Genomic DNA, 21375 nt, shown 5'->3' with positions numbered 1-21375 from the left:
GCTTTCGCATGACTGTCGCGCCGCTATCAACCGTGACGGAATCTTATTATTCCGAAGCTGAAATAGATTTCGGCTAACAAAAAAGGCCGACGCGGATGCCGGCCTTAGTTAGTTAGGAGAGGTGCCGAGCCAGTCGGCGTGCGCGATATTGCACCTGCGAAAGCAATTCCGCAACTGCGAAATGGGCCGTGGTGCAAATGGGCAGCCACTATCGCATGATTTTCGGGGATTTCGATCAGGAGCAGCGGGGAAGCCGGGATATTCGGCGGCCTTCCAGGTTGCCAGAGGCCTGATAAAAATACATCCTGGAAAAATGATCGGACTATTTTTCCTTGCTTCGGCTTCTGTGGCTGATCCGACGATCGCGATCCCAGTTTGCGTCCCCGTAGCCACGGATCAACTAAAGCCGACAACATCTGATATCGAAGAACATCGCGCGTTGCGGCAGGCGATGGATGAACCAATGCCTAACGTTCCACCGATGGTCATGTTGCACGGCAAAGGCGGCCATTTGGCTACACAAGAGTACAGCATCATCGTCGCCCGGAATGCAGATGGTCTTTGGCGTGGAACGGCAGTTGGTCGCAGCCAGGTATCGGTGAAGGATGCACCTTATACCTCAATGAAACGGGCTGCGTGGGTACTCGACAAAGATACTGCTCAGCGCCTCGAGGATGCGATTTCCCGGATCTGCCCTATTGATAGAACCGATTCCAGTTCGGGAGCGAACGAGCCGCCACCCAGATATTATATCCCGAAAAAATCGATGTCGTGACAGTGGGGCACCACCCATACTCCTTCTATGTACGGGAAGCGGAAGGCATTGCGGCTTTGATCCGGCCGCCCAAGTAATTTTGATGCTGAGACGAGGGCAGAGGCTGCGAGGCTGCAATCAGTCGGAGTTGACATGGCAGGCGGGGGTTATCGCCTATTTTCGAGGAGGGCGATGGTAGCTCAAGCCAGCAATATAAGCTCAAAGGGATCGGGTATGAAGTTGTTGTCTATCGGGTTTCTTGCGCTTGTCGCAGCAGCCCCTGAACCCGCCAAAGCTAGCGAAATCGAAGGGCCTGCAAGGTTCTGTGGCTATTCGCCAATAATTGATCTTCTGCACGGGGAGAAAGTGACAACCCTGGACGGAGGTATACACGGAGGCAGCTTCCGCTGGGAAGGTTCATTTGGTGAAATGCACGTTTACGGTATCGGTTGGGCCCGTCGTCCGGACGGTCGAATAATTAAGGCCGCCGCCGCAGACAATCCCGCACGGTTCGGGCAGCGTAAGACAAACCGCCGCTACCGAATTGCGATCTGGAATGGTTCACACGCCGCAGCTTATTTCGAATCGTCACGGCCGTTCACAGTATCCCAGTTGAAAGCGATTGATCGGGTGCGACTCTACGAGGAAGAACAAGCTCCCGCTGATTGTAGCCTCCGTACCGTTTTCGTCGTCGAGTAGCTTGGTCCTGCCTGACGAAAACCCCGTGGATCGCGCCGGGTTTCACCTGATCGTCAATTGCGATCTCGTCTGCACAGAATAATCCGCAAAGAGAGGGCCAGCGTGGAAGGGCAAGTGAGTGGGCGTTGAGTTCCGGCGAGGCTGGGGATGGCTGGTCCTGGCGGCGCTGACTATTTCGACCGTCGGCGACGAAATCACGCTGCTGACGCTGATGTTCCGTACCGCCGAGAACGCTCCCGCCTACGCGGTGCCAGTGCTGCTGATCGCAGAGTTGCTTCCCGGCCTTATCGCCGCGCCCTATGTAGGCCAGTTGATCGACCGCCGGGACGCGGCTCGTATTTTGGCCATCGCATCGGCGCTGCAAGCGGGCGTGATTGCGCTCATAGCCCACTACCCCATGTTCACGCTCGGAGGTGCCGTGCTGCTGAGCGTCCTGTTCACGGCCAGTAGCGCGGCGACATTCGCGCTGATACCAGTGTTGGCGAGCGGATTGGGAACGACGCTCGCGCGCGCCAATTCCCTTCTCGAATTGGCGCGCAGTCTTGGAATGCTCGCTGGCCCTGTCGCGGGTGGCGTGCTTGTGGGCTGGATCGGATCGCGCAACGCGCTTTTCGCCGATGCCCTCAGTTTTGCCCTTCTTGCGCTCGTCGTGCTGGCGAGCGGCTTGCGGCGCAAACCGCACCGGGGCGACCAGGAGGAGCAAACCCTGTTTGCGGACTATCTGCCGCTGCTCCGCAATCGGCGCTTGATGGTGGTGACAGGCGCACTCAGCTTTGAAGTGTTCGCGACCGCCATTGCTGACGTTGCATTCGTGTTCCTCGTCATGGTGACAATGGGCAGCGGGCCAACCGCCTTCGGTGTGTTAACAGCGCTATGGGCGGGCGGGATGCTGATCGGCGCTGCGCTGGCCCAGCGCGCCATGGGCCATAGGATCGGCCAAACTGCGTTCGGCACGGCCGCTGTCATGGGCGCGACGATGCTGTTGATCGGCCTTGCACCGATCGGATTTGCGATCGTGGCTGTCGCCTTCATCCTGGGCGGCGGCGCGAACAGCATTCACAATGTCGCGGTCCGCACCCTGCTCCAATCGGAATGCCCGCCCGCCGATCATGGAAAGGTCGCCGCTATCTACGGCGCGGTGACGCGAACCTCCGTAATCGGGGGGTATATCGCCGGAGGCTTATTCGTGCCGGACAATGCGCCAACGGCCTACCTCGTCGGCGGCCTATTAGGCGTCGGCGCGGGTCTAATCGGGTGGCGGATGTTCAATGGCCGATGGCGCGCAGCACCCGTCAAAGCATCGACGCGCTGGGACTGACCTGTTTTCCGCGCAGCGGTTCGCGCAGCGGCATGTTATTACCATCAGTGACGGGCACTGAACCTACGCCGAATGGGCGACGAACGCGGTACCCGAAGAGCATCGCGCCGATTGGCTCCGGCTAGAGATCGGGTTGGCAATACAGCAGGCGCTGCGCCACGGCCGCTCGGGACTGGGAAATGATGCCGATAGTGGCGTAGAGGCGTTCCACCGATACGCCCCATTGCCGACATCGGGGTCGGCAGCAACGAGCCGAAAATCTTGCCTTTGAGAAGATGGGCGCCTCTATTGAGAGGCCATATTCACTAGTGGGATCAAAGCTGGGGCATGCGCAGATCATTTTACGTCTCACTGGCCTTTACGGCCATCACTTTGATCTCCGGAACGGCAAATGCGGCCCCCCTGACGATAGACGATGTCCTTCGCACGGTAGCTATGGAGCAGGTCGCCCCCTCTCCCGATGGAGAGGACCTTGCTGTCGTTGTGCAACGGCCAGCCGGAGAGGGGGAAGTGGCCGGTCGCACCTTTTATGAAGTTGATCCGTCCCGCGCCGATGTCTGGCTTGTTCGGCGGGATGGATCTGACCGTCGGAACCTCACTGATGGGCATGCGGCAGCGGCCGGAAACTGGTGCGCGCAGTGGAGTCCGGACAGTAAAAGGATCGCCTTTCTATCGACCCGCCCCGAAGGAGCCGAGCCACATGGCGGGGATGCCGTTCGCCTATACATGTGGAGCCGCGCTACAGACGGGATCCGGCGCATTTCGCAGCAGCCCATGATGACCATGACGCGTTACGGCTCTCCGCTTAATGCGCTGGACTTGCGTGGAGGAGCAGACGCGAAGCGCCAGTCGCTGGGATGTACACCCTCGGAGGGGGCAGGCGAACGCGCACCATTTCTCTGGCTCGACGAACACAGGTTGCTCGTCCTGCAGATGCCTGCCGGGCAGAATTCATCACTACTCACCCAGAACACGCGCCCACTGCAGTTTGCCGGTGAGATCGCCCAAACGCTGCGGGATGGAATGACAAGCACCGTCGACGTCGCTGACAGCGGGAGGGAAAATCTCTCTAAGACACGAGAACAGTATCAGGTGGAAATCTCCCTGATTGATGTAGCGAGTGGCGAACGGCAGATTCTCGCTAGCGTCCCGGCCTTTCCTTTTCGTGGAATGCTCTCCCTAGTAGTTTCCCCGGACCGCAAGACAGCGGCTGTCCTGGCCCCTGCTGACGTGATCCCGCCTCAGGAGGTCGGGCCGAAACCTCTTAACAATGATGAAACCGCATCGGATAAGCGACTCATCCTCATCGACCTCACCGCCAAGTCTCCGCCGCGCCGGGTCACGGTGCCGGAAGAGGCACGCTATCCACTGGACCTGCTGGACTGGTCTCCTGACAGTACCGCGTTGCTTTTGCGCGCGCGGGCGTCCGGCAGTACCCGCGATGTGCATGTGTTTCGTCTCGATGCAAGTTCCGGGAAAGTCTCTTCCGTCGCCCCAAACTTTGTCGATCGGGCTTGGGACGCCGGTCCGGTTGACCACGAGCTCTCTGCCCGATGGCTCAAAAACAGCTCCTTGCTCATACGCGGACGGCAGATTTCAGCCAGCGAGGGAACCGAAACTTGGTGGTATCTGTCGGCAGGGAGCAAACCGCGTCCAGCCTCTCCCCCGACCAAGTCGAAGCGTCTTGAATTGCCCTCAAGCGCACAGCTTCTCGCTCAGGACAGGTACGGTTCAATATGGCGGGAACTGACTGATCGGGGGATGGTGCTACAAGGAAGACCGGCCGGCACCGGTCGGACGCTGGAGCTTTTCCGGGTCAACCACCATCTGGCCTCAGTCGACTGGGGGACAATTTCCACGATTGATTATGTCAGTGAAGGCGGCGCACCGCTGAAGGCCCTGGTGATCCATCCGCCCGGACATCGTCACGGTCAAAGCCACCCAGTCTTGGTATGGGTTTATCCGGGCACCATGATCCGGGGCAAGCAGGACTATTGGGACGACCGCCTTTTGCCTGGGATCTACAACCTCCAACTTTATGCGGCGAAAGGGTATACGGTCCTCGTCCCATCGATGCCGCGCGCACAGGAGCTATCCGGTGGCCCCTACCTCCATATGAAAGAAGGGGTGCTGCCAGCTGTGGACAAACTCATCGAACTGGAAGGGAGCGACCCGCGACGTGTCGGGCTCTTTGGGCAGAGTTTCGGCGGCTACGCCACCTACTCGCTTGTCACCCAAACCGACCGCTTCGCGGCAGCCGCCGCTATCGATGGGATCGCGGACATGCACACGACGTACGGAGCGTTTGATCGCAGCGGCGACGGTTGGCCAGGCATTGCTCAGGACAAGGGAGTTAATCCCACGATCGTGACGACTGCCATGCGCATGCCAGAACAGGCCTATCGTGATCCACGGATTTACGCGGCCAATTCGCCCATCATGTACACTTCAACGATCCATACCCCGCTGCTCATGGCGCACGGCACATTCGACATACGGGGAAGCGTTGCCGAAGCCGAGGCGATGTTCACATTGCTTGATCAGCAAGGAAAGCCGGCGCGCCTGCTGCGCTACCACGGAGAGAACCATTCCATTGCGCTCTCCCCAGCAAATGTGCGCAATCTCTACGATGAGCTAATCACCTGGTTTGATCGCTATTTGAAAGATCAGCACTGACAAAGTATGCGGCCCGTGGTCGATGGCGGCTTTGTCGTCCGCCAGCTCGACGCTCGTAGCGCGCATAGACGCATGCATTACGATCCTGTTCGCCGTTGACATCTTGTCGTCGCGGACGAGAGTATCGAGGCGTGGGGCGTGGTCCGCGCCTGCGCTAAATGGGACCGCTTTTCCAACCTTGCCAGACGACCTGCGGGCGGCAATGCTCCTAATCGGAAGCGAACCGAGCGGGATCGATCGTAGCTGGTTAATCACTCAGCCATACGCGATGCTTCAAAGCGGATGCTGACGGAAACGCCTGATTGTCATGCATGGGTGTAATGACGATGACGTAGGAAAGGATTGGTAGGTCAGTCTGACTCCGGTTAGCGATCCAGTAAGACCAAAGTGCTACTCAAGAATCATGTTTAAAACGCTGATCTGCTTCACCACCATCCTAACATCCGTCATTGGCGCTAATGCTACTGCTCAACCGTAAGCGGTCAAAATCCCCCACATTCTCATGATTTCGCGATTTGGTAGGTGTTGAGCCTTGCATTTGCGAGGTGGTGATGAGTGGTGATTTCGAAACCAGTTTCGAAACTGAAAGGGGTGGGAGGGCAGGCAAGGTCGAGCGTCTTGACGTCATTCCCTTGTCGAATGGCAACCGTGGATGGACGCCTGCGGCGAAGGCGCGGATCATCGAGGAGAGTTTCAAGCAGGGCGCGAATGTGGCCGAGGTAGCCCGGCGTCACGGCATGCTCCCGCAACAGCTTTATAACTGGCGAGGGCGTTTCCGGGAACGGGCCGAGGGGATGGGCTTTGTTCCCGCGGTGATTGAAAGCCCGCCGGCACCTCCCGTACCGTCGCCATCTTCTGGGCCACCGGCGCCTGCAGTGTCATCGTTGCCCGCGAGTTCGAGGAGTGGCGGTGAGATTATTATCGAGACCCGCGGGCTGTCGATCCGCATCCCGTCCGACGTGGATGCCGACCATATCGAGCGGGTGCTCCTGGCCGCGCAGGTGAACACATGATCATTCCGCCCGGACCGTTGAAGGTGCTTGTCGCGACGCAGCCTGTGGACTTCAGGAAGGGTATGGCGGGCCTCGCCTCACTGGTGCAGCAGGAACTGCGGCTCGACCCATTCTCAGGCATGCTTTTTGTCTTCCGGGCACGCCGGGCGGACAGAATAAAACTCCTCCTGTTGGACGGCACCGGGCTCGTACTGGTGACGAAGCGGCTGCAGGATGGGAAGTTCCGCTGGCCCCGCCTGGGAGACGGAGTGATGAAGCTGTCGGCGGCCCAGGCTTCCGCGCTGTTCGAGGGGCTGGACTGGTCGCGCATGCACGTGCCGCGGGTGCCAAAGCCACTTCATGCGCAGTAGATCGCACGCCTGATTCTACCTGACGCAAGGCTGTTCCCAGACGTGGGGAACTGGCTAGAATGCGGGCGTGGTGGCGCATCCCGAACCCCCTGTCGAGACCGGCCCGGAGGCTGGATATGACGAGCTTCCCGACAATGTGGAGCAGCTCAAGGCGATGGTGCTGGCCGAGCGCGCTCGCGCGGCACGGCTCGAACATATCCTCAAGCTGATCAACCGCTCGACCTTCGGCAAGCGTTCGGAAAAGCTGCCGGTCGATCAACTGGCCTTGACGCTGGAAGACCAGAACGTCGCGCTTGGTGAAGCCGATGGCTTGCAGGACAAGGCGGCCGAGGAGGCCGGACGTTACGGCCTCAGGCCGCGTCGCCGGCGGGCTCCAGATGCCGAGCGCGCATCGCTGCCGGCCCATCTGCCGCGCTTCGAGACGGTGATCGAGCCCAAAAACCTGGAATGCGCCTGTGGCGGGACGCTGCACAAGATTGGCGAGGACCGTTCCGAACGGCTCGACATCATCCCGGCCCAGCATCGCGTGATGGTGACGATCCGCCCCCGCTATGCCTGCCGCTGCTGCAGCGACGGCGTTCGCCAAGCGTCGGCCCCGGCGCATGTAGTGCCGGGCGGCTTGCCGACCGAAGCGCTGATCGCCGATGTTCTGATCAACAAATATTGCGATCACCTGCCGCTCTATCGGCAATCGAAGATCTTCGCCCGGCAAGGCATCGAGATCAGCCGCGCCACTATGGCGAACTGGGTTGGTCGTGGCATCGCTGCGCTGATGCCCATCACCGACAGGATGCGCGCCGATGCGCTTGCCCGTGCCCGTCTGTTCGTCGACGAAACCACGGTCAAGGTGCTGGCGCCGGGAACGGGCAAGACGAAAACCGGCTATATGTGGGTCATAGTGTGCGACGATCGCGCTCATGGCGGCGTCGATCCGCCTCTGGCGCTATACACATATATGCCAGGACGCGGAAAGATGTGGGCCAAGCAGTTGCTTGGGTCATACCAAGGCATCCTGCAGGTCGATGCCTGGCAGGCCTATGACCAGTTCGGCAAGGACGATGGCGCCGACACCGGCGTCACCAAGTCCTACTGCTGGGCTCATCTGCGGCGCGGGTTCGTCGATGCAGGCAGCGATGCTCCGGTCGCGCAGGACGCCTTGCAGCGCATTGCCGAAATCTATGGCATCGAAAAGGAAATCCGTGGGCGCACGGCCGAAGAACGCCTCGCTGTCAGGCAGGAGCGGACCCGTCCGCTGGTCGACAAGCTCCATGCCTGGTTCGCCGCCACCGCACCGCGCATGATGGCCGGATCGGCAACGAGCGATGCGATGAAATATGCGCTCAAGCGCTGGGCGGGCTTCACCCGGTTCCTCGACGACGGCAGGATCGAGATCGATAATAACACCGCCGAACGGGCTATCAGGCCGGTGACTCTCCAAAGAAAAAATGCACTCTTCACCGGCCACCAGCTCGGTGCAGAAAACTGGGCGGCGATCTCCTCGCTGGTCGAAACCTGCAAGATGCTGGACATCAACCCCTACGCCTATCTCTGCGATGTCCTTACCCGGATCATCACCCGCGCGGATACCGATCCGATCGACGATCTGTTGCCCTATTGCTGGACCGATGCCAACGCCGCGCAAACCTCGTTCGAACTGAGCAGCATCGCAAGCGCCGCCTGATCGTCCAAATTACAGCCCCGTTCTCAAGGCCACGTGGGGGATTTTTACCGCTTACGCTCAACCGGTCCAAAGGCTTAGAAGTCCGTTTGTGCTTTCTTCCAAAACCGCAAACGGCGCATTGGCTACATTTGTCACTGAGCGCACAGCAGCGGTCACGTGGGACATCCTGGCGGTAAGACATATCAAGGATGTCTCGTCTATTACCGTGAAGCGCACCTACATCAAAAGCGATATATTCATTGAACAAAATTTTGGCGTTGCTGAAATTAAATGTAAGAAAAAAATGGCCAGATGGGTCTCATGGGGCACGAATGAGAAAGTAATAGCTGAATACGATAACGACGCGCAGTTCTCACCTTACGATGATTTCAGCATGGATTATCCATATTTTGATTACGCATGTTCTCGTAGAAAATAAATGTCATAAGTGGCCATGCGGCGAGCGCGACTGCCCTGTGGTAAATCACACGGTGAGCGGCATGGCGGCAAAAGCCTGCTTGTCTGTCACCGCATCGGTTGATGGATTGGATGGGCGGATAGGCCATGGCATGCCAACGTCGATAGCTGGGCATGTGCGAGTACTTTAGGGAAGGACGTATTCCTCTAACTCCAACGCACGGCGGCGAGTGAGGTCGAGTTGGCAATACGCGCTCAAAATGACGTGTATGCTGCCTTGTTCAAGATTGTAGAATTCGCATGTTTCATCGCGGTATTTAACCCAAGCTGCCTGCGCCTTCTTCAGCGCATTACGTTGTTCCCCTTGGGCATGTTCGAATGCGACCGGGTATGCTGCGCGCATTCTTTTATCCCAGAGACTGGCGTGATCGGAATAGCAAGAGGACAGCGCCACTGTGCCATCCTTGTCGTTGCAGCCCTCTTTCAAGTCATCGGGCAAACCGGAGAGAGAAACTTGGAGAGCCAAAATCATTGCGAGTGACATCATTGGCTCCTCATACGTGCATCAAACTGATGGCAGCTTTCCAATAGGCGTGTCGAGGATTTTAGCGTCCGGCATTGGTCGGTGGGCGACCGGCAGCTTTTCACGCTGTCGAAAATCACATCGATTTCAGTCAAAATGCGCGCATTTCTGCGGTGGTCTCGTAAATCACGGTGCGGCGAAGGCCGGTAAGCGCTGGAAGTGTCCGAAAATCACCGCCGGATTGGCGATGTGCCCGACAACCGCACCTTGAGGGTTTCCCGTCAGGTTGAAGATGGCTTGCCGAATTTTGCCTCACGCTCACCTTCCAGCCGCTCGACTTCGCGTTCCACGATTTCGCGTATGAACTTGGCGCGCCGATTGGGGCCGATCAGATCGTCAATTCGCTCCGCCAAGCCATCAGGCAGGCGAACGACAGTCGTTTTAACTCCAAGCGGCGGTCTTCCCATGGAAGTCTCGTAACCGGCCATGACGCCCTTTCAATCGCAAGTTCATTAAGGGATATCGGTTATTGAAAAATAGCTGCCAATGGCCGTATAAGCGATATCGGATAGTTCTTTGGCTGCGCGAGGCAGTTTGAAGGGCACAGCCGATGGAGGCGTGGCAATGGCGAAGCTCGAAAATCGTTCCAGCGAATCGAATAGCGGCACATCGCGACGCGCCCTGCTGCATGGGCTGGCGATAGCTCCTGTCACCGCATCGGCCATCACCTCGCCCTGGGCGAATGCGCTGGCGTCGCTTTACCAACGCTATGACGACGAACCGGCGACGATTTCGCGCACCAAAGAGGGGCGAAGCATCAGCCGCTTCCGCTATCACAACGCGGAACGGCGCTGGTCGCTGACAGACATCGTTCCTTTCCACGAAAGCCGATTTTCCAACCCGGCCCTGCATTTCGCGGGTTTCGTCTGTCAGCAGGCGCTATGCGCCTATCTGCTTGACGTAGGCTTTGCCGATGAATGGAACGCCCGTCACATAAAGCAGGATATCGCCAAGGCGCTGGCCTACGCCAATGCGTGCGGCTTTGGCTATGACTGCCCTGACATGGCGCGGCTCGCGGCGGTTCTCTCACCCTATTGGAAGTGGGGCTATCACTATGATGATTGGGAGGAAGACCGGCCCCGCACGGGCGGCTTCGTCCCCGCCACGATCACACCGCTTGTCCGCGCCTTGCTGGACCGCGTGCATGACGTGACCGGCCACCCGCGCCCGAGGGGATGTCAGCGCCGATCGAACGAGGCGCGGTCATGATGCTGCGCACCGACGGCGAACATCTGCCCGCACCGGTCCGGACGGAGCTTCTTCGCGTCGCTACGATCCTGTTCGCGGCATTCGAGGAAACGACCAAGGGCCGATGCTCTGAACATTTCCGAGCGGGCCGCGTCCTCGCGCTGGTCCTCCACGGCTCCCATGCCGGGACGGATTGGGGCGCGGTCGCGCCGGGAGAAGCGTTCCGCTTGCTGGCGATCGTCAACTATACTCGGCTGGCGCGCAGCGAACGAGACTGGCGGCTGGTGCGCGACAGATTGGGGCGCGCATGGGAGTTTGGCGAGATCACCCACCCGGTGCGGCTCACTGTCGAAAGTCTGGAGCGGTTCAATGGCGCGCTTGCGGATGGCGTCCCGCATTTCGTCAGCATCGCCGCGCAGGGCATCGCGCTGTATCAGTCGGAGGGTTTGCGCCTTCAACCGCCACGCAGCATGTCCGGCCCGGATCGCTGCGCCCTCGGGCTGAAAGAATATGCCCATTGGCATACGCGCGCCAGCGACTTCCTGACCGGCGCTGCTTTCTACGAACGGCAGGATAATGCGCCGATGGCCGCGCTGCTGCTGCATCAGGCGTGCGAGCATCTCTATCAGTGTGTGCTGTGGTCGCTGACCCTGCATGGGCCGCGCACCCACGCGCTGGACGAATTGCGCGAAAGCGCGGAAGCGCTGGACATTCGATTGCGCGAGGCATGGCCGCGTGAAACGCCGTTCGAGCGCCGCGCCTTCGGCTGCATCCGCCGTGCCTATATCGAAGTGCGCTATGGGCGCCGCTACCGGATCAGCCGTGAAGAACTGGCATGGGCGATGGAACGCACCGCGATCCTGCACGCGATGGTAGTTGTACAGTGCAGCACAGGGCTGAACGGCCCCGCTCCCACGAGTGAGGAGATGTGCCATGCGTAAGCGGAAAGCCGATGCGACAACACGCGCCGCCTATAGGCGAGCGGTGGACAGTCTGCCACCGCTGTTGCGGACCGTGTTCCTGCTGCACCGTGTGGACGAGCTTGGCTATAACGAGATCGGCAGACGGCTCACGATCCCTATCACGGCGGTGCAAGCATGTTTGAGCGAGGCCTTGCTGGCGATCGATGCGGCGCTTGACGGAAGGCCGCACAGCCCCCGACAGCGCGAGCCTATCATCGGCGCGGAACAAAGATTGCGCAAGCGGCATCGCCGCTATTGCGCGCGGCGGCTGCGCCATGTCGGCATAATCCTGCCGATCCCCTGGGACGACAGCGCCGATGATGACGTGACCGTCCTGCGATCGCTCGTGAACGCCTTGCCTGACAGAGCGTTCGAGACGGGCTTTCTGACGCTGGTCGATAATCGCGACATCGACGAGATCGCGCGGCGCAAGGGGCTGTCCAGATGGGACATGATGCGCCGGGTGTTGCTTGCCAGCGCGCATCTTGCATGGCGTCCGATGACCTTCGGGGAATGGTTGGCGGAAGTGGTCAGGCGGAGAGCGCGATGACCGCGCAACCGGCAAACCCGCCAGACGCCGACCGGCGCGTGGACCAAATTTACCGGGCGCATTTCCGTACCATCTGGCGATATGTGCGGGGATTGACGCGCAATCTCGATCTGGCGTCCGAACTGGCGCAGGAGAGCTTTGTGCGGTTCGCCCGACTGGGAAACATCAGCGAGGTCGACAGCCCCGAAGCCTATCTCAAGGTCATCGCAAGGAACCTCGTGCGCGACCATGCGGACAGCGCCCCGCAGCGATCCGTCCGGTTACAGGTTCCGCTCGATCAAGGAAGCAATGCGCGCAAGGAAGCCGACCAGCACAGAGTCCTCGAAGATCGCGAGTTACTAGCGTTGTGCATAGCGTCGTTGGACGAACTTCCATCGGACACCCGCCGCATCTTTCTGCTCTCGCGGCTGGATGGCTTCACCTACACTGAAATCGCGGCCCAAATGAATGCGCCGCTATGGATTGTCCAACGGCACATGATAAGAGCCAGGCGCCATATCGAAAGGTTCCGGCAAGAGCATTCAGTCTGAACTTCCCGGACGGGTGCTGCGCTTTACGACAGCCCTACCGGGCGACGCGTCGTCATCAAAAATTGCTGCCCAATCAGCATCGGCGCGATAACGTTCGAGTTGCGCTTCTGACAGCCACACACGGGGATACTCCATCGGGCCATCGCCTTCCCTTGCCGCCCCGTGGTCTTTGCCCCCGCTTTGCGGCGGCACTACCCAGCCGAACCGCCGTCGCCGAAGCGCCCGCAATTTCGGCCTGAAATCATTTAAAACCGATGGTGGGAGCAGCGGGGCGCCGAAGTTATCGTCTATCCATTCCAGCACCAGAAGTGCGCCGTCGCACGTGCGCAGATCGGCGACACCGACAAGGAGCAAGGCTTCGGCGAGATCGTCCAGCAGCAATCCCAGCCGAAGAGCAGGCTGACGTGCAATCAGCTTCTGCAACAGATCATACCGGGCCTTGCCCTGTCCGAGCGTCGAGAACTTCGCCCAGAGATTTTCCTCGCCTTTGGTCAGGCCTGCCAGAGCGTAAAGATCATAGGTGTCCTTGCTGACCGCGAAATCCCGCCGCACAGCGTTGCGATGGACGCGCACGGCATCGTTACGCAGCACCATCGGAAAGGCGGGATCGATCAGCACGGACATTACAAAAACGGGGTCAAAGCGAAGCGAACGGATCGCGTCTGATCGCCGCTCGCGACGGATAGCTCCACGCTTTTACCCGGAGGCCCCGTTATACTCGCGATCGCCGACCGGAAATCGAGACCGGCAATCCGATCCCCGACCTGAATACCGGCCGCCGAGGCAGGACTGCCGGTCCCGACGACCGCAACACGGATTTCATTCCCTTTGTTTTCCAGCCATAGACCCGACATTCCATAACGCTCCAGCAATGGTGCGGCATCGGAATGGCGCTGCAACCAAAGGGAACGTGTCCTGACTTCCGTCGATAGGTTGAAGCCGCGAAGCATCGACAGACCGACGATGCCGTCATGACCCCGCGCGCCGTCCGAGGGGCCTCGCAGCAGGACCAGCGGTCGATCGAAACGCTGACCGGCAAATAGGGCGTTATCGGCCCGCACGATTCTGCCGATCCCGCCACTGCCACCAATCCCGCTTGTCGCCTGCGGGGTGAAGGGCCGCGCATCATCCCATAACCCCAGGCGGCGCGCATTGTCGTAGCTGATCGAGATGGCACCTGGCGCGCCTGTATCGAGCAGACAATCGAGGACCATGCCGTTGACTTGTATATCGCCGTACAAGCGGGGCGAAGCAGCGTTGCGGCCTAGTATACTGTCGCTGCGAATTGCGCGTTCCAGTTTCACAAAGCCAACACGTTCGGGACGACCATCCGGATAGGCTCGCCATTCGCCTGCTTCGATATCGAGATCGCTATCGACGGTCGTGAGAATGCCAGCGGCCAAAGAGCCGCGCACACGAGGACCGAAACCTCCGTCTATGGCCGAAAGAGACACGACGGGCTGGCGCGCTCCGCCGCCGAATATGACGTCCCGTGCGGTGTAGCTGCCAAGCACGGCTTGCCCACCGACGCCGCGCGTCCTGACCGAACCCGTCGATTGGAGCTTCAACTCGCGAGCGAGCTTCGCATCGATCAGGCTACCGGCCCCGCCTGTGTCCAGCAGAAACAGATACGGCCCGTTGCCCGCAATCGTCACCGGCGTCACCACGCGACCATCCAGAAGAGCGATCTTGCTGACGATCACACGCCCTTCCTGAGCGAGAACGGGCCTTGCCAGCCCCGCGATCAGGGTGAACGCAAATCCGCTCAAAACATCACGCCTTTGCATGGCGGTCCGGTTCCCTTCCGTGCGAAATATCGGGCGTACGCCAGTGATCGATTGCGCCATGCGAGAAGATTTCGATCTGAGACCCAAGTCAACCCTGCTGAAGCAAAAGACTGGCCCTATTGGCGGCGGTCTTCGTGAGATCGACTTGCGATATGGTTCTGCTGCTCCGCTTCGGCCTCGAACGCACGTTTGCCGCTACGCTTCCACAAGGCAAGCACCTGATCGCGATCCTCGCACTCCAGCTTCCTCGCTATCGCAATGAACGCCCCGTAAAGCGTCGTGCGATCATCGTCGGTGAGATCGACGAGGCCAGCCTTCACAACAAGGCCGCCCAGTTCGATCAATTGCTTCGTGCGCGCCCTGCGCTCGACCATCCATTCGCGCATGTCAGTTCTCGCCTTTCGGGCCTCAACGCGGTGCCGCGCCGCCGTCGAGCGGTAGAGTGCCTTCCGGCCGTTGGTCAGATCGCGACGCAGCCTGACGTGTCTTGCCCTGAAAGAAGGCCGCGCCCGCCTTGCGCCAGCCCTCCTTTGTGGCAGCATCCTTGCTGGCGACGGCACCGAGTAGCGCCCCGGCCAATAGATCGGCGTCGAGCGCATCGGCCCCGGTTGCCGTGACCAGTTCGCCAAGCTGGCGCACGCGCCGTTCCTTGATCGCCTTCGTCTTGTCGGCAAGGGCTTTCAGTTCCGAATCGAAGTCCTTGGGCTTGCGCATCGCAAAGTCTCCATTGAGTGATGATGCGCCTATGATAGAAGAAGGCAGGCGGTGACGCAGTAGAGTCGCTGAGACGGGATGACACCGCCTAGTCCCTGCTCGGAATTTATTCGAGGAGGGCGCGCTTATACGTCGTGCCGACGTGCGCTTAGTGGCGTAGATGGATTGCCGTTATGGCAATCTATCACTTCTCGGTTCAGGTCATCGGTCGCGCCAGCGGGCGCAGCGCCGTTGCAGCCGCCGCCTATCGGGCAGGCGAGCGGCTGCACGACGAGCGGCTGGACCGAGACCATGATTTCCGCGCCAAGTCCGGCGTCGAGCATAGCGAAATCATGCTGCCCGAAGGTGCGCCGGAACGCTTCTCGGATCGCGCCACACTTTGGAACGAGGTCGAGGCGACCGAGAAGCGCAAGGATGCGCAGCTTGCCCGCGAGGTGGAGTTTTCCATTCCACGCGAGATGAACCGGCAACAGGGCATCGAGCTTGCCCGCGATTTCGTCGGTCAGGAGTTCGTCGCGCGCGGCATGATTGCCGACCTGAATGTGCATTGGGACCCTTCGACTTCGCTCAGGGGAGCCATTGGCGCGGACGACCAGCCCAAGCCTCACGCCCATGTCATGCTCACCATGCGCGAGGTGGGCAAAGATGGTTTCGGCGCGAAGGAACGCGACTGGAACAGGACCGAGCTTGTCGAACAATGGCGCGAGCGGTGGGCGGATCACGTCAACGCGCGCCTCGCCGAACTGGATATTGATGCCCGCATAGATCACCGCTCGCTGGAAGCGCAGGGCATCGAGCTTGAGCCGCAAGACAAGATCGGCCCCGCCGCACAGCGCATGGGCGAGCGCGGGCTTGAATCCGAGCGGATCGAGGATCACCGCGAGACAGCGCAGCGTAACGGCGAACGCATCATTGCCGACCCGCGCGTGGCGCTGGACGCGATCACGCACCAGCAGGCGACATTCACGACGCGCGACCTCGCCATGTTCGTGCATCGGCACAGCGACGGCAAGGAGCAATATGACCGGGCGATGAGCGCCGTTCGCGCGTCGCCGGAACTTGTCGCCTTGGGCAAGGATGGGCGCGGCGATGATCGGTTCACCAGCCGCGAAATGATCGAAACCGAGCAGCGTTTGCAGCGCGCCAGCGAGTTGATGGCCGAGCGCGAGCGGCATCGCGTGGACGAGAAGGACCGCACTGCCGTATTGGCCAGCGCGGAAGGGCGCGGGTTGGTGTTGGCGGGCGAGCAGCGCGCGGCGTTCGATCATGTGACAGGGGAACGCGGGTTGAGCGTGGTCGTCGGCTACGCAGGCACCGGCAAGAGCGCGATGCTTGGCGTTGCGCGGGAGGCGTGGGAGCGCGCGGGGTTCGAGGTGCGGGGCGCGGCGCTTTCCGGCATCGCCGCCGAAGGGCTGGAAAACGGTTCCGGCATTGCCTCGCGCACCATCGCCAGCATGGAACATGGCTGGTCGCAGGGCCGCGACTTACTCACCGCCCGCGACGTGCTGGTGATCGACGAGGCGGGCATGGTCGGCACGCGCCAGATGGAGCGCGTTTTGTCCCATGCCGCCGACGCCGGCGCAAAGATCGTGCTGGTAGGCGACCCGCAGCAATTGCAGGCCATCGAGGCGGGCGCAGCCTTCCGGGCAATCAACGAGCGGCATGGCGGCGTCGAGATTACAGAGGTGCGCCGCCAGCACGAGGAATGGCAGCGCGACGCCACCCGTCAGCTTGCTACCGGCAGGACCGGCGAGGCGATCCGGGCCTATGCCGATCATGGCATGGTCCATGCCGCCGAGACGCGCGAGCAGGCGCGCGGCGAGCTTGTCGAGCGTTGGGACAGCGAACGCATTGCCGCGCCCGATCAAACCCGGATCATCCTCACGCACACCAATGACGAGGTGCGCGAGTTGAACGAAGCCGCCCGCGACCGGATGCGCGTGGCGGGGCAGCTTGGCGACGATGTGCGCATGAAAACCGAGCGCGGCGACCGTGCCTTTGCCATCGGCGACCGCCTGATGTTCCTCAAGAACGAGCGCAGCCTTGAAGTCAAGAACGGCACGCTTGGCACCGTCGAACAGGTGAACCAGCAGAGCATGACCGTCCGCACCGATGACGGGCGCAGCGTCGCGTTCGACATGAAAGATTATGCCCATGTGGATCATGGTTACGCGGCCACGATCCACAAGGCGCAGGGCATGACGGTTGACCGGGCGCATATGCTGGCAACACCGGGCATGGACCGTCACGGCGCTTATGTCGGCATGTCCCGCCATCGGGACGGCTTGGCTGTTCATTACGGCCGCGACGACTTCAAGGACGAGTCCCGCCTTGTCCGCATCCTGTCCCGCGAGCGGACCAAAGACATGGCGGGCGACTATGACCGCCGCGACCCGGCCCAGCGCGATCCGACGCAAGAGTTCGCGGAGCGGCGCGGCATCGGCGTTGGCGAGCGCATCGCGGAAATGGCCCGCGCAGGCGCGGAGAAGGCCCGCGGAATCTTCGACGGGTTGCGCCTGTCCCTGTCCGGCCAGCAACGCGAGCCATCGGCCGCGCCCGAACCCCGGCGCGGCATGTTCGACGGCCTCGACCTTGGCCGTTTCGTGTCCCAGCCCGATCCGGCCCGCCAGCAGCAGCACGACCGCAACCCGCAGCCGCTCCGGGCAAGCGGCCTGCGCGGCGCGGTCGAGCGCTACGCCAGAGCGGTTGATGCAATCCGGCAGACCCGCGCGCAGGGCATTGACGCCATGCCCCACCAGCGCGAGGCGCTGGACAAGGCGCGGGACGCCCTGGACGCGATCCGGCCCCAAGGTTCCACCGATTTGGACAGCGCGTTTCGGGGCGGCCCTGAACTGATCCGCGAGGCGGCGGAAGGTCTCAGCCAGGCCGCCATGCGGGCGATGCAACTGGAAGCGGAAATCCGCATCGACCCGTTCCAACGTGCCGACCGCTTCATAGAGGGCTGGCAGCAATTGCAGCGTGCCCATGGGGAGCTGATGCGCGACGGCGATTTTCGGGGCGCGAAGACCACAGCGCAGCACATGGCCGACATGGCGAAGAGCCTTGAGCGCGACGCCCAGCTTGAATCCGTGCTGGGGCTGCGCAGCCGCGAGCTTGGCCTTGAGATCGGTCAGGACATGGGCCGCAGTATCGGCCGCGACCTCGCCGCCTCCATCCCTTTCGATCATGACCGCGACATTAGCCGCGGCATGGAACGCTAGACCAGGAGAAGACGATATGGACGACAATGACGACATGAAGCCGAACCAGCCTGGCCGCGAACCGCAGGCAGGTTCAGCGGCGGAAGCCTTCGCGCGCCTTGTGGCGCGCGTAGCGGAGATGGAGGAGCGGCTTGAAGGGCGCATGGCGATGATGACGCGCGCCCTGGAGCATATCGCGGTCGAGAAGCAGAGCCTCGACGTTCCCGACTACAATCCGACGCTTGGCCGAATCAACGGCAATATCGCGGAGTTTGCCAAGCAGATGAAGGCGATCAAGGAGTCCGAAGCGCTCAAAATGACGCCGGAGAGCATGGCCGAGCGGATAATGGCAGCGGCGGAAGCGGCGCGCGAGGCCGACAGGATAGCCATCAGAGACGCGCGGGAGCTTCATCGCCAGGCCATCGCGGCCATGAACAGGGGCGTCGGCACGGTTCGCACCAGGGAGCAACAGCAATGGCATATTCTCTATGCCATCGGAGGAGCTATCCTCGCCGTGTCGCTCCTATGGCTGATCTATCCGGGCTGGGCGGCCAGCCTCGGCCCGCAAAACTGGCACTGGCCTGAGCGGGTTGCGCGTCGCACGATGGGCGAACCGACGCTGTGGGATGCGGGCATTCGCATGATGCGGGTCGGGAACCCGGAGGGGTGGCAGGCTATTGTTGACGCTGCCGAAATGCGGCAGGCTAACCGCGACGCCATTGCCGCGTGCGAGGAGGTGGCGGCAAAGGCTAAGGAGATGGTGCGTTGCACCGTCAGGGTCGAGACACCACAATCTTGACTGTATTGCTTGGCGTTACCCAATGAAGCCAACCGCGGTTTACGCATATTTGGGAAGGCTGCGATCTGCAACCCTTCACAGCCGCAACCGGCCATCTTGAAACCCTCAATATCTCGCTGAATTTCGTCAACAACCAGAACGAATTCGTAAGCCTCACTCGATAGGTTGACAGTGGCGCTTTCAGTCCGGGAAAATCCATTGAAAAGCCAGTCGCAGACCAGCGGGCGCGATCCTGCTAATTTAGCAGACCTCCGAAATAAGTGTAGAGGTAGTCAGCGACAGAAACTGTAAGACACATTACAGAAACAATATCATTAACTCATTGCTGTATATTCCAGAGAAAAATCAAATGATTTCAAGCCTTTTTTCTAAGATCCAGAGCAGATCGTCCCAATGAATAGGCTATTGGATCAAAATAAATTTTAAAAATATCATAAACATGAGGCAGGCCGGTATAATTATACGCCGATCTGAATTTGATCGACTGGATTTCGATGCATCCAAATATGAGAGTATGACCCTGACATTCAGCAACCATGCCGAAATGTCATTAATACCGGAGGTGAACAGTGGAACGCAAAGAAACAAGGATTCTCGCGCGTCATCTTGCCCGGGAGTTAACAGCAGAAGAAATTTCGCTCGTATCCGGAGGTGGAGGACATGAGCATGATGGAACCTGCAATCACTACACAACTGTAGGTTGCCGTGAAAGTTTTGATGATAGCTCGGTTAAGATTCCTTAAGTGAAGATAACCATAGTTTCATTCAAAAATGATCCCCACGCCTTAGCCGTGGCGTGGGGATTAAGAACAATCGGATACAATCCTCAGATATTATATTTCACGGCCCTAGCTGATCATCACAAAATCACCCTAAGGCCTGGGTTTGATGGTAAATCTACGATTACAGCTAGTAATCTTTCATTCCCGATCAGCGAATCTGATACAATTTGGTGGCGCCGTCCAGCGGGCGTCCATCTTCCGGGAAGCTTACATCCATCTGATAGAAAAATTGCCGAACAAGAGTGGGGAATACTCCAAAAATCAATTATCTCCATTTCCGGGTATAACGATTGCTTCTGCGTTAACCCACCGGGCGAGTTTCATTCTGGATCGCTGAAGGCATTCCAATTGATCATTGCTAGGGCAGTGGGATTTGATATCCCAGAGACAATCATATCCAATGACCCATTGGAAATAAAGTCTTTTATAAAAAACAATCCGCGCACTATATTTAAAACTTCGACACCAGCAACATGGGTCCATAGCGACGGATCTCATGCTGAGTTTCTTACAGAACTCGTTGAGTGGAATGACGAATTGGCAGATAGCATTGCAGCATGTCCAGGAATATATCAGAGATATGTTGAAAAAAAATTTGAAGTTCGATCAGTTATATTTGGGGAAACAATATTTTCATTTAAAATTGATTCCCAAGAAGATAAAAATTCACTTTTAGATTGGCGAAAACGTCCGGAATACACAAGAGGAATTGTAACCCCTATAAACACTCCGGAATTTGTATCTGACCGCATCAGAGGCCTGATGAAGGAGCTTAGCCTTGTGACGGGCTCCATTGATTTTATAGTGACCCCCAACGAAGAGTGGGTCTTTCTCGAAATCAATCCTTCAGGCCAGTTTCTTTGGCTTGAATATGACTGCCCCAGCGTGCCTCTCCTTGATGCCTTTTGTAAGTTCCTAATATCGAGGTCGGATGATTTCGTATATAACAACAAGCCTCACGTGTATCTGCATGAATTTGACAAGATTGCCAATTTAGTTATGGCTGAGGAGCCGAAAATTCATGAATTCATACATTCGTCAGTTGTTCCTGAGTAAATTTGGTGTCGGTACGTTTGGTATCGGCGCCATGATTGCGGTGTGTGAGTTTGGAGAAGCTTCAGATTTGAATAAATGTAGTTCTAGATTTACCGAAGAACCATTTAACATATTTAAATGGGATTTAGACGATTCACTTTGCTATCTTCGCGATCGGATTGACCTACGGCACTATGCTGCCAAAGAGGATTCAGGTGTAGGCTTTGATATTGCCATGCGCCAGGCTGAAAACAATGCCATGGTTGGAAGATACAAAGACTCCATGGCTATATACAACTCAGATAAGCCAGCCCAAAAATTGAATATAATTAATTTCATTGATGGGGCCGAAGCGCGC

Annotated in this window: 22 protein-coding genes; 16 read left to right on the top strand and 6 right to left on the bottom strand. The window is 59.3% G+C overall.

The annotated features are described in order from the left end of the window. Positions 1-121: 121 nt before the first annotated feature. The 8 genes from CG471_RS30230 (at position 122) to CG471_RS30225 (ending at position 8909) form a co-directional block, all read left to right on the top strand. Positions 122-775, top strand: a complete 654-nt coding sequence (locus CG471_RS30230; protein WP_125987613.1) for a hypothetical protein — start codon at positions 122-124, stop codon at positions 773-775. Positions 776-988: 213 nt separating this feature from the next. Further along, the gene (locus CG471_RS15035) at positions 989-1453 is read left to right on the top strand and encodes a hypothetical protein (RefSeq protein WP_080572796.1); all 465 of its coding nucleotides are present in this window, start codon (positions 989-991) and stop codon (positions 1451-1453) included. 118 nt (positions 1454-1571) lie between these two features. Beyond that, a complete protein-coding gene (locus tag CG471_RS15030) occupies positions 1572-2771 on the top strand; it encodes an MFS transporter (protein WP_010336345.1) in 1200 nt (399 codons plus the stop codon). A gap of 774 nt (positions 2772-3545) precedes the next feature. Beyond that, on the top strand, positions 3546-5447 hold the full coding sequence (locus CG471_RS15025; RefSeq protein WP_218964264.1) for a S9 family peptidase: 1902 nt from the start codon (positions 3546-3548) through the stop codon (positions 5445-5447). Between the two features lie 551 nt (positions 5448-5998). Beyond that, positions 5999-6460, top strand: a complete 462-nt coding sequence (locus CG471_RS15020) for a transposase (protein ID WP_122129165.1) — start codon at positions 5999-6001, stop codon at positions 6458-6460. After that, positions 6457-6810: an IS66 family insertion sequence element accessory protein TnpB gene (gene tnpB / locus CG471_RS15015; protein WP_099232360.1), complete on the top strand. Its 354-nt coding sequence runs from the start codon at positions 6457-6459 to the stop codon at positions 6808-6810. Before CG471_RS15020 ends, tnpB begins: the two co-directional genes overlap by 4 nt. Positions 6811-6964: 154 nt before the next feature. Beyond that, entirely contained in the window at positions 6965-8491 is a 1527-nt protein-coding gene (locus CG471_RS15010) for an IS66 family transposase (protein WP_099232373.1), read from the top strand. Positions 8492-8579: 88 nt separating this feature from the next. Then, a complete protein-coding gene (locus CG471_RS30225; protein ID WP_138984467.1) occupies positions 8580-8909 on the top strand; it encodes a hypothetical protein in 330 nt (109 codons plus the stop codon). A gap of 165 nt (positions 8910-9074) precedes the next feature. On the opposite strand, the gene CG471_RS15005 is transcribed toward CG471_RS30225, so the two are convergent. Both CG471_RS15005 and CG471_RS15000 read right to left on the bottom strand, forming a co-directional pair. Then, positions 9075-9434: a lysozyme inhibitor LprI family protein gene (locus tag CG471_RS15005; protein ID WP_010338138.1), complete on the bottom strand. Its 360-nt coding sequence runs from the start codon at positions 9432-9434 to the stop codon at positions 9075-9077. A gap of 257 nt (positions 9435-9691) precedes the next feature. After that, positions 9692-9898 carry a hypothetical protein gene (locus CG471_RS15000; protein WP_201038986.1) on the bottom strand — a complete coding sequence of 69 codons (207 nt, stop codon included), beginning with the start codon at positions 9896-9898 and terminating at the stop codon, positions 9692-9694. 136 nt (positions 9899-10034) lie between these two features. Here CG471_RS15000 and CG471_RS14995 point away from each other — a divergent pair, with 136 nt between their 5' ends. Genes CG471_RS14995 through CG471_RS14980 form a run of 4 tightly spaced genes read left to right on the top strand, consistent with a single transcriptional unit; the run spans position 10035 to position 12700 of the window. Beyond that, the gene (locus CG471_RS14995) at positions 10035-10679 is read left to right on the top strand and encodes a hypothetical protein (RefSeq protein ID WP_010338139.1); all 645 of its coding nucleotides are present in this window, start codon (positions 10035-10037) and stop codon (positions 10677-10679) included. Next, on the top strand, positions 10676-11599 hold the full coding sequence (locus CG471_RS14990) for a HEPN domain-containing protein (RefSeq protein ID WP_010338140.1): 924 nt from the start codon (positions 10676-10678) through the stop codon (positions 11597-11599). The genes CG471_RS14995 and CG471_RS14990 overlap by 4 nt, the downstream gene beginning before the upstream one ends. After that, entirely contained in the window at positions 11592-12170 is a 579-nt protein-coding gene (locus CG471_RS14985; RefSeq protein WP_010338141.1) for an RNA polymerase sigma factor, read from the top strand. The genes CG471_RS14990 and CG471_RS14985 overlap by 8 nt, the downstream gene beginning before the upstream one ends. Beyond that, the gene (locus CG471_RS14980; protein WP_010338142.1) at positions 12167-12700 is read left to right on the top strand and encodes an RNA polymerase sigma factor; all 534 of its coding nucleotides are present in this window, start codon (positions 12167-12169) and stop codon (positions 12698-12700) included. Before CG471_RS14985 ends, CG471_RS14980 begins: the two co-directional genes overlap by 4 nt. Here CG471_RS14980 and CG471_RS14975 read toward each other — a convergent pair. Genes CG471_RS14975 through traD form a run of 4 tightly spaced genes read right to left on the bottom strand, consistent with a single transcriptional unit; the run spans position 12692 to position 15201 of the window. Continuing rightward, positions 12692-13324: a hypothetical protein gene (locus CG471_RS14975; protein ID WP_010338143.1), complete on the bottom strand. Its 633-nt coding sequence runs from the start codon at positions 13322-13324 to the stop codon at positions 12692-12694. The two genes, CG471_RS14980 and CG471_RS14975, sit on opposite strands and share 9 nt — an antisense overlap. Next, positions 13324-14547, bottom strand: a complete 1224-nt coding sequence (locus CG471_RS14970; protein ID WP_234780512.1) for an aspartyl protease family protein — start codon at positions 14545-14547, stop codon at positions 13324-13326. Before CG471_RS14970 ends, CG471_RS14975 begins: the two co-directional genes overlap by 1 nt. A gap of 56 nt (positions 14548-14603) precedes the next feature. Further along, a complete protein-coding gene (locus CG471_RS14965; RefSeq protein WP_010338145.1) occupies positions 14604-14873 on the bottom strand; it encodes a conjugal transfer protein TraD in 270 nt (89 codons plus the stop codon). Positions 14874-14895: 22 nt separating this feature from the next. Beyond that, a complete protein-coding gene (gene traD / locus CG471_RS14960) occupies positions 14896-15201 on the bottom strand; it encodes a conjugal transfer protein TraD (RefSeq protein WP_010338147.1) in 306 nt (101 codons plus the stop codon). Between the two features lie 173 nt (positions 15202-15374). Between traD and traA the strand changes: the two genes are divergently transcribed. The 4 genes from traA to CG471_RS30215 form a co-directional block, all read left to right on the top strand. Then, on the top strand, positions 15375-18422 hold the full coding sequence (gene traA / locus CG471_RS14955; protein WP_010338148.1) for a Ti-type conjugative transfer relaxase TraA: 3048 nt from the start codon (positions 15375-15377) through the stop codon (positions 18420-18422). Positions 18423-18438: 16 nt separating this feature from the next. Further along, a complete protein-coding gene (locus CG471_RS14950) occupies positions 18439-19200 on the top strand; it encodes a DUF6118 family protein (RefSeq protein ID WP_010338149.1) in 762 nt (253 codons plus the stop codon). A gap of 743 nt (positions 19201-19943) precedes the next feature. Then, on the top strand, positions 19944-21038 hold the full coding sequence (locus CG471_RS30220) for a hypothetical protein (protein WP_143560212.1): 1095 nt from the start codon (positions 19944-19946) through the stop codon (positions 21036-21038). Continuing rightward, on the top strand, positions 21004-21375 hold a 372-nt coding region (locus CG471_RS30215), incomplete at its 3' end, for a hypothetical protein (RefSeq protein ID WP_143560211.1). The genes CG471_RS30220 and CG471_RS30215, both read left to right, overlap by 35 nt.

It is taken from the genome of Sphingobium sp. IP1, from assembly GCF_002708645.1.
Classification (GTDB): domain Bacteria; phylum Pseudomonadota; class Alphaproteobacteria; order Sphingomonadales; family Sphingomonadaceae; genus Sphingobium; species Sphingobium yanoikuyae.
Note: the sequence above shows the minus strand (reverse complement) of the source record. Positions and strands in the feature narration are given on the sequence as shown.